Here is an 8,156-nt window from a genome sequence, read left to right as displayed (position 1 = left end):
GTGGAGACCACCGGACTCGCCCGTGACGACCGGATAGTCTCCGCTGCCGTGTACCGCCTCGACGCCCAGGGCGATGTCGAGGACCACTGGTACACCCTGGTCAACCCGGAGCGCGATCCGGGCCCGGTGTGGATCCACGGTCTGACGAGCGATCTGCTCCGGGACGCCCCGCTGTTCGGGGACATCGCCGGGGACTTCTCGCAGCGGCTGGACGGCAGGGTCCTCGTCGCGCACAACGCCCTCTTCGACTGGTCCATGATCGCCAGGGAGTACGCGCGCGCGAGTCTCGCCGCGCCGACCCGGCAGCGGCTGTGCACCATCGCGCTCGCCAAGGAGCTGGGGCTCCCGCTGCCCAACCACAAGCTGGAATCGCTCGCCGCGCACTTCGGCGTCGTCCAGCAGCGGGCGCACCACGCGCTGGACGACGCGCGGGTGCTCGCCGAGGCGTTCCGGCCGAGTCTGCACACGGCGGCGCGCGACGGGGTGCGGCTGCCGCTGCTGGAGTGCCGTCCGCTGACCGAGTGGTCGGACTCGCCCGCCCGCCCGCGCATCGGCTACCAGGCGTCGTACGACTCCCCCGGCCGTTCCCCGTACGGGCGGTACGGGCCGGGGAGCTGGCGGCCCTCGCGCAAGCGGCCCGCCTGCCCCCACCCCAACCCCGGGCGGTACGTACCGGGCGGGCGGCTGAAGCAGGGGATGCGGGTCGCGTTCTCCGGCGACACCTCCGTCGACCGCGAGCTGTTGGAGGACCGGGCGATCGAGGCGGGGCTGCACATCGCCACCAGCGTCTCCCGGCTCACCAGCCTGCTGGTGACCAATGACCCGGACTCCTCGACGTCCAAGACCCTCAAGGCGAAGTCGTTCGACACCCCGGTCATCGACGAGGCGGCCTTCACCCAGTTGCTGCGGGACGTCGACCCGGCGGACGGGTGAGCGGGCGCACCGGAGTGTGAGCGCGGACCCGGCGTACTCGATCCGCCCGGTGAACGCGCCGTGGGTGAGCGAGTACGCCGGGCGGGTGAGCGCGGACGGGTGACGGCCGGGCGTGCCGCCCACCGATCGGCGACCGCGCGCCGCACCCTGTGGCCCATGGCACGTTGCGAGGTTTGCGGGAACGACTACGGCATGTCCTTCGAGGTGCACGCGCAGGGCGCGGTGCATGTCTTCGACTGTTTCTCCTGCGCCATCCACCGGATGGCGCCCATCTGCGAGCACTGCCGGGTCCAGATCATCGGCCAGGGCGTCGAGGCGGACGGCCACTGGTACTGCGGCGGGCACTGTGCCCGCGCGGAGGGCAGGGCGGGCATCGTGGACAGGGTCTGAACGGCCCCTGAGCAGACCCGGGACGGGCTCTGGGCCGACCCCGCGCGGGACCATGAGCGGACCCGGGCGAGCGCCGCGCGGGACCATGAGCGGACCACAGGCGGGCCCCCTGCGCGGACCTCGGGCGGGACCCCGCGCGGCACTCTGAGCGGACCCGGGCGAGCACCGCGCGGGACCATGAGCAGACCCCGGGCGGACCCCGGGGCGGACCCTGGCCGACAGGGACCCAACGGCAGCGCGCCGACGCCCTGCGGGTACGGTCGAAGCCGTGTACCGCTTCCTGTTGTCCCGGCAGTGGGTGTCCCTCACCCTCATCGCCCTCGTTCTCATTCCCACGATGATCGAGCTGGGTTTCTGGCAGTTCCACCGCCATGAGCGCCGGGTCGAGCAGAACGGGCTCATCGCCCGGAACCTTGAGGCCGAGCCGGTCCCCGTGACGGATCTCACCTCCCCCGGACACACCGTCCCCCGCTCGGACTACTGGCGCCGCGTCACGGCGACCGGCACCTACGACACCGGGAACGAGGTCGTCGTACGCCGGCGCACCAACTCCGACGAACGCGTCGGGGTCCATGTTCTGACCCCTCTGGTCCTCGCCGACGGCCGGGCGGTCCTGATCAACCGCGGCTGGATCGAGGCCACCGATCCGCGGGCCTTCCCCGCCGTGCCGCCCGCCCCCAAGGGCACCGTGACCGTCACCGGCCGGCTCAAGGCCGACGAGACCACCAAGGGCAGCGGGATCAAGGACCTCGCAGGTCTGCCGCCCCGCCAGGTCATGTTGATCAACAGCGGGCAGCGGTCGGCGGCACTCGGCCGTCCCGTCCTCGGCGGCTATCTGGAGCAGACAGGACCGAGACCCGCGTCCGGCACTCCGGAGCAGATCGCCGAACCCGACCACGACTCCATCGGCGCGCACATGGCGTATGCCGTCCAGTGGTGGCTGTTCACCTCGGGGGTGCCCATCGGCTGGGTGATTCTGGTCCGCAGGGAGCTGCGCGACCGGCGGGCCGCCGCGACGCCGAGCACGCCGAGCACGCCGGAAACAACGCCGGTGAGCGTCTGAAGCCCTCCCGAGCGGGCATACGTCCTTGCTTAGGCCACGCGTACGGCGGGAACACGCCACAGCGTGACCCTACGCATCGAGGACTACGCGCTGATCGGTGATCTTCAAACGGCGGCGCTGGTCGGCATGGACGGCTCCATCGACTGGCTGTGCCTGCCCCGCTTCGACTCCGCGGCCTGCTTCGCCGCGATCCTCGGCGACCACGAGAACGGCCACTGGCGGATCGCCCCCAAGGGGGCCGGTCCCTGTTCCCGGCGCGGCTACCTCGGCGACTCCCTCGTCCTGGAGTCGGTGTGGGAGACCCGCACCGGCACCGTCAAGGTCATCGACTTCATGCCACAGCGCGACGAGGCCCCCGATGTCATACGCATCATCGAGGGCGTCAGCGGCTCGGTGGAGATGGAGTCCGTGCTGCGGCTGCGCTTCGACTACGGCTCGATCGTGCCGTGGATGCGGCGCGCGGACGGCCACCGGGTGGCGGTCGCCGGGCCCGACGCGGTATGGCTGCGCAGTGAGCCGGCGGTCAAGACCTGGGGTCAGCAGTTCAGCACCGTCTCCTCGTTCACGGTCGGCGCGGGCGAGTCGGTGGCCTTCGTCCTCACCTGGCACCCCTCGCACCGGGAGCGGCCGGTACTGGTCGACCCGTTCGACGCCCTGGAGCACAGCCTGCGGGACTGGACCGCATGGGCGTCGCGGTGCCGGACCCAGGGCCCGTACCGCGAGGCCGTCGTCCGCTCCCTCATCACCCTTAAGGCGCTCACCTACGGACCCACGGGCGGGATCGTCGCCGCCCCGACGACCTCACTGCCGGAGGAGCTGGGCGGCGTACGGAACTGGGACTACCGCTACTGCTGGCTGCGGGACTCCACCCTCACCCTGGGCGCGCTGCTGGAGGCCGGCTACCAGGACGAGGCCGCTTCCTGGCGCGACTGGCTGCTCAGGGCGGTGGCGGGCGACCCGGCGGATCTCCAGATCATGTACGGGCTGGCGGGTGAGCGGCGGCTGCCGGAGACGGTCCTGCCGTGGCTGACGGGTTACGCGGGCTCCGTTCCCGTACGCACCGGGAACGCCGCCGTGGACCAGCTCCAGCTCGATGTCTACGGCGAGGTGATGGACTCGCTCTTCCTGGCCCGGCAGGCGGGTCTGCCGGCGCAGCGCCACGCCTGGTACCTCCAGCTCAGTCTGCTCGGGTTCCTGGAGTCGAAGTGGCGCGAGCCGGACGAGGGGCTGTGGGAGGTCCGGGGGCCGCGCCGCCACTTCGTGCACTCCAAGGTGATGGCATGGGTCGCGGCGGACCGGGCCGTACGCACCCTGGAGGCGGATCCGTCCCTGAGGGGTGACGCGGGGCGGTGGCGGGCGATGCGGGACGAGGTGCACCGGGAGGTGTGCGAGCGGGGCTTCGACCCCGACCGGAACACCTTCACCCAGTACTACGGCTCCGCCGAACTCGACGCGGCGACCCTGCTGATCCCCCGGGTGGGCTTTCTGCCGCCGGACGACCCCCGGGTGATCGGGACGGTGGACGCCGTACGGGCCGAGCTGGGCAATTCCTTCGGCCTGGTACGCCGCTACAGCACCGAGGGCGCCCCGGTGGACGGACTGCCCGGCGACGAGGGCGCCTTTCTGGCCTGCTCGTTCTGGCTGGCGGACGCGCTGCGGATGACGGGGCGGGGGAAGGAGGCACGCGAGCTGTTCGAGCGGCTGCTCACCCTGCGCAATGACGTGGGGCTGCTCGCCGAGGAGTACGACCCGGCATCGGGGCGGCAGCTCGGGAACTTCCCCCAGGCTTTCAGCCATATCGCGCTGGTCACGACGGCTCTCGCGCTTGACCGGGACGAGAGTGCAGGATAGGCCCATGGATCTTGGACTGAGGGACCGCGTCTATGTGGTGACGGGCGCTTCGCGGGGACTGGGCAACGCCTCTGCCCGGGCACTGGTCGCCGATGGCGCGAAGGTCGTCATCAGCGGGCGTGACGAGAAGACGGTCGCCGAAGCCACCGCCGAGCTGGGCCCCGGCGCGGTCGGGGTGGCGGTCGACAACGCGGACCCGTCCGGCGCGGAACGGCTGATCGCCGCGGCCGGGGCGCACTTCGGCCGCTTCGACGGGGTGCTGATCAGCGTCGGCGGCCCGCCCCCGGGTTCCGCCGCCGACAACACCGACGAGCAGTGGCAGACGGCGTTCGATTCGGTGTTCCTGGGCGCGGTCCGGCTGGCCCGTGCGGCCGCGGCGGCGCTCGGGGATGGCGGTGTGATCGGCTTCGTTCTCTCCGCGTCGGTACACGAGCCGATCCCCGGCCTGACGATCTCCAACGCACTGCGCCCGGGTCTGGCCGGTTTCGCCAAGTCCCTGGCGGCCGAGGTGGGCCCGCGGGGCATCCGGGTGGTCGGCCTGCTGCCGTCCCGGATCGACACGGACCGGGTCCGCGAGCTGGACGCGCTCTCGGGCGACGCGGAAGCGACCCGTACCGGCCATGAATCGCGCATTCCGCTGCGGCGGTACGGCACTCCGGAGGAGTTCGGCACCGTGGCGGCGTTTCTGCTGTCGCCCGCCGCCTCGTATCTGACGGGTGTGATGGTGCCGGTGGACGGTGGGGCGCGTCACGGGTTCTGAGGGGCACCGTGGTCACGGAGCGACACCGCGGACTCCGAACGACGCCACGGTGAACGACGCCACGGGTACTGCCACGGGTACTGATGGACGCCACGCGCACGGAAGTCGCCCTGGGGGTCGACGGGACGCCGGCGGGCTGAGAGACGACCGGCCAACGCCCGGCAGTCCGGCCGGGCGCCGGTGCCGCGGGGTCAGGTCACCCGGCGGGCACGGTGTTTGGCGGCCCGCAGCCGCGCCCGGGTGGGGAGCGAGGCGAGGCCCGCGGAGTCACGGGCGTGGGACACGGCCTCGGTCGTCAGCCGGGTCAGGGTCTGGCCGGGGGAGGCGTGCGGCTCCAGCAGCAGCGCCACCGTGGCCTCCGGCTCACTGCGGCGGCCCGTCAGTCTGATGTGGGCCCGGGAGACGCCCTCCAGCGACTCCGCCTCCCCTGTCATCACCTCTTCCAGCGCCCGGCCGCGCAGCAGCGCGCCCTCGCCGTCACCGCTGTCGACGAGGACTTCCGTCAGCCGGGCGCGGCGGAGCTGGGCGAGCAGGAGCCACAGCGCCAGCAGCACGAGGACCGCGAGTCCGGCGATGACGGACGGCCACCACCAGCTCTCGTCGCGCCATCGCTCCCGGTCCGCCCGGCTCAGCAGGACGTCGCGCGACCCGTCCCAGGGCCACCAGCCGGGCACCGAAAGACCAGTGCCCGCAACGAGGACCCCGCCGCCGAGGCACAGGAGCACCAGCCCCGCGAGGCCGAGCAGCACACGATTGACGATCCGGAGCACGGCGCGTCACCCCTTCTTCACCGGTGGCCGGGCGACCTGCACGGTCAGGGCGGGCGGCCGGGCGAGCCCGAGTCCGGCGACGGCCGTGCCCAGCGCGGCGTCCAGGTCCGCCCGTACGCCATCGAGTTCCCGGAAGTGGGAGCGGGCCCGCACCGAGACCTTCGCCCGGCCCATCCGCACCCGGACGGACTGCACCCCGGACACCTCCATCGCCCGGTCGCGCAGCACCAGCGCCGCCGCGTCCCGGGCGAGTCCCGCCCGTACGGAAGGATCGTCGCGGCGCATCGTCAGCAGCCACCGCAGCCCCGGGGTCACGGCGATGACGATCAGACAGAGACCGAGGACCACCACGGCGGCGGCGACCGCGAGGACCCAGGGGTCGTCGAGACGCCAGCGGGCGAGGTGGTCGGCGGTGGAGCGCCGCCATCGCATGGCCGGCCGGTCGGCCCGTACCGCCGAGATGTCGTACAGCAGGATGCCCGCGCCGCCGAGCACCACCAGCGCGAGCAGAGTGGCCGGAACCTTTCGCCCGGACCAGAAGCGTCCGGCTTTGGAGTCGTCGTCCGCCGCCGTGGGTTCATACGCGGAGGCCGACTCCGACTGGTCGAGATCGAGGACGGGTGCCGAGGACGCGGGGGTACCGGGCACACCAGAAGCCCCGGACGACGCGGGCGGTACGGATTCGGTCATCTGATCCTCCCCGGCGCGGCTCCGCGCGAGTGTGCCGAGTGCAGTCGCTCGACGAGGACCGCCACTTCGGGGACATCCATTCCCGCCAACGCCTCTACCCGTTCGGTGACGCGATGACGCACCGCGCCGCACTGTCCGCCGATATCGCAGGGGTAGTCCAGTTCCAGGCTGATCCGCACCCGGGCCGCGTCCTGGTGCACGGTGACCGTGGCACGGGGCGGGCTGCCGTCCCGGGGCACCGCGTCAATGGCCTCCCGGGCCGCCTGCGCGGCGATCTTCGCCACGACCCGGTCGGCGATGACGGTCGCACCGCGCTCACCGGCGGCGATCCGCCCGCCGGTCCCTTGGTCCGCTGCGGCGTTCCCACCGGCCCTCTCTTCCACCGCGGCGTGCTCCCCGGCCACCCCGCGTCACCGCCGCCGGTCGCCGCGCTCGCGACCGCCGCGGAAGAACTCCCCGGGTTCGAGGTCGCCCTCCAGAAAGCGTCCCGCCACAAATCCCACCGCTCCGAGCGCGGCCACCAGCAAAAACGCGCCGAAGCCGCCGAAGTATCCGGCGAAGCCGAGCGCCATGCCGGCCACCATGCCGATCACAGCCATGCTCATCGTCAGCTCCTCCAACTGGAAACCACTGGACTCACTCCTGGCGACCATCAGTGACTATGGGTAACTGCTGGTGCCTACTGAGACGGTGCCTACTGAAGACGGGGTTCGGGCTCTTCTTCCTCTTCCTCGGGCAGTTTCACATCGCTGACCGCGATATTGACCTCAACGACCTCCAGGCCCGTCATCCGCTCGACGGCGGAGATCACGTTCTCCCGCACCGCACGGGCGACATCGGCGATGGAGACTCCGTAGTCCACGACGATTTCCAGGTCGAGGGCGGTCTGCACCTCACCGACCTCGGCCTTCACCCCTCGGGTGACATGGGACCTGCTGCTGCCCGGCACCCGGTCGCGGACCGCGCCGAAGGTACGGGACAGGCCGCTGCCCATCGCATGGACACCGAGCACATCGCGCGCGGCGAGCCCGGCGATCTTCTCGACGACGCCGTCGGCGATGGTCGTACGCCCGCGGGAGGCGGGATCCCCGCCACCGCGCTTGCTCGTCGTCGTTGTCGACGTTGTCGACGTTGTCGTCCTCGGTACGCTCCTCGGCTCGTCACCCGAGCCGGAGGGCTCGTTCGGGGTATCGGGCCGGTTCCTCGGGGCGGTGTCGGTCATCGCCTTGCGTCCTTTCCGGGCTGAGGTGGCCCCCTCATGGGTGCCCCTACGGATCTTGGCAGGCTCACTGATCCGTCAGACACCCCCTCAACCACACTAAGTGCGGTTGCCCTCTCCCGCGCCGGGGATGCGGCAGGCTGGAGCAATGACCACTGCTGACGCGGTACGGACACGACTGGGCCTCGGGCGGCTGCTTCCCCTGGGCGAGGCCGGTGACGGTGCCTGGCTGACCGAGCAGGCGGCCGATGCGCTGCTGCGGTCCATGGCGGCCGGGGTTCCGGACACGGTGCTGGGCAGGCTGCGGCTGGCCCTCGCCGATCCGGAAGCCGCGGGTCCGCCCGCGGTGCCGCCGCCGCCGAGCGCGCTGCCACCCGGCCCCCTGCGCATCGAGGCGGAGTTCGCGGCCTCGGTCCACCGGCCGCTGCCCGCTGTCGCGGCCGTCCTGCGGGACGCGCTGTTCACCGCGGCGGACGGGGC

Annotated in this window: 10 protein-coding genes and 1 pseudogene; 6 read left to right on the top strand and 5 right to left on the bottom strand. The window is 72.2% G+C overall.

The window, feature by feature from the left end; genetic code table 11:
• The 5 genes from ACWF94_RS26270 to ACWF94_RS26250 form a co-directional block, all read left to right on the top strand.
• Window positions 1–933, top strand: a 933-nt coding sequence (locus ACWF94_RS26270) for a DEDDh family exonuclease (protein WP_453493302.1), incomplete at its 5' end; no start/stop codon positions are given.
• A gap of 156 nt (window positions 934–1,089) precedes the next feature.
• Window positions 1,090–1,323: a hypothetical protein gene (locus ACWF94_RS26265; protein ID WP_453493299.1), complete on the top strand. Its 234-nt coding sequence runs from the start codon at window positions 1,090–1,092 to the stop codon at window positions 1,321–1,323.
• A gap of 268 nt (window positions 1,324–1,591) precedes the next feature.
• On the top strand, window positions 1,592–2,386 hold the full coding sequence (locus ACWF94_RS26260; protein WP_453493296.1) for an SURF1 family cytochrome oxidase biogenesis protein: 795 nt from the start codon (window positions 1,592–1,594) through the stop codon (window positions 2,384–2,386).
• Window positions 2,387–2,449: 63 nt separating this feature from the next.
• On the top strand, window positions 2,450–4,237 hold the full coding sequence (locus ACWF94_RS26255) for a glycoside hydrolase family 15 protein (protein ID WP_453493293.1): 1,788 nt from the start codon (window positions 2,450–2,452) through the stop codon (window positions 4,235–4,237).
• Between the two features lie 4 nt (window positions 4,238–4,241).
• A complete protein-coding gene (locus ACWF94_RS26250; RefSeq protein ID WP_453493290.1) occupies window positions 4,242–4,997 on the top strand; it encodes an SDR family oxidoreductase in 756 nt (251 codons plus the stop codon).
• Window positions 4,998–5,188: 191 nt separating this feature from the next.
• Here the strand turns inward: ACWF94_RS26250 and amaP are convergent, their stop codons facing one another.
• From amaP to ACWF94_RS26225, 5 genes are all read right to left on the bottom strand, one after another.
• Complete coding sequence (amaP, locus tag ACWF94_RS26245; RefSeq protein WP_453493287.1) at window positions 5,189–5,767, bottom strand: alkaline shock response membrane anchor protein AmaP; 579 nt, start codon at window positions 5,765–5,767, stop codon at window positions 5,189–5,191.
• 6 nt (window positions 5,768–5,773) lie between these two features.
• Window positions 5,774–6,457, bottom strand: coding sequence for a DUF6286 domain-containing protein (locus ACWF94_RS26240; protein WP_453493284.1), 684 nt, complete (start codon window positions 6,455–6,457; stop codon window positions 5,774–5,776).
• A complete protein-coding gene (locus tag ACWF94_RS26235) occupies window positions 6,454–6,840 on the bottom strand; it encodes an Asp23/Gls24 family envelope stress response protein (RefSeq protein ID WP_453493281.1) in 387 nt (128 codons plus the stop codon). The genes ACWF94_RS26240 and ACWF94_RS26235 overlap by 4 nt, the downstream gene beginning before the upstream one ends.
• Before the next feature lie 27 nt (window positions 6,841–6,867).
• Window positions 6,868–7,062: a hypothetical protein gene (locus tag ACWF94_RS26230; protein WP_453493305.1), complete on the bottom strand. Its 195-nt coding sequence runs from the start codon at window positions 7,060–7,062 to the stop codon at window positions 6,868–6,870.
• A gap of 89 nt (window positions 7,063–7,151) precedes the next feature.
• Complete coding sequence (locus ACWF94_RS26225) at window positions 7,152–7,679, bottom strand: Asp23/Gls24 family envelope stress response protein (protein WP_453493278.1); 528 nt, start codon at window positions 7,677–7,679, stop codon at window positions 7,152–7,154.
• A gap of 145 nt (window positions 7,680–7,824) precedes the next feature.
• Between ACWF94_RS26225 and ACWF94_RS26220 the strand changes: the two are divergent.
• A pseudogene (locus ACWF94_RS26220) lies at window positions 7,825–8,156 on the top strand (hypothetical protein); the annotation flags it as partial.

This window comes from Streptomyces sp. NPDC055078 (assembly GCF_053607985.1).
The sequence above is the reverse complement of the archived record's forward strand: the minus strand, read 5'-3'. Positions and strand labels throughout refer to the sequence as shown.

Bases quoted from the DNA above. Each gene is read 5' to 3' on its own strand.
- ACWF94_RS26265 (WP_453493299.1), top strand. From the start codon at position 1,090: ATGGCACGTTGCGAGGTTTGCGGGAACGACTACGGCATGTCCTTCGAG.
- ACWF94_RS26250 (WP_453493290.1), top strand. From the start codon at position 4,242: ATGGATCTTGGACTGAGGGACCGCGTCTATGTGGTGACGGGCGCTTCG.
- ACWF94_RS26240 (WP_453493284.1), bottom strand. From the start codon at position 6,457: ATGACCGAATCCGTACCGCCCGCGTCGTCCGGGGCTTCTGGTGTGCCC.
- ACWF94_RS26230 (WP_453493305.1), bottom strand. From the start codon at position 7,062: ATGAGCATGGCTGTGATCGGCATGGTGGCCGGCATGGCGCTCGGCTTC.
- ACWF94_RS26225 (WP_453493278.1), bottom strand. From the start codon at position 7,679: ATGACCGACACCGCCCCGAGGAACCGGCCCGATACCCCGAACGAGCCC.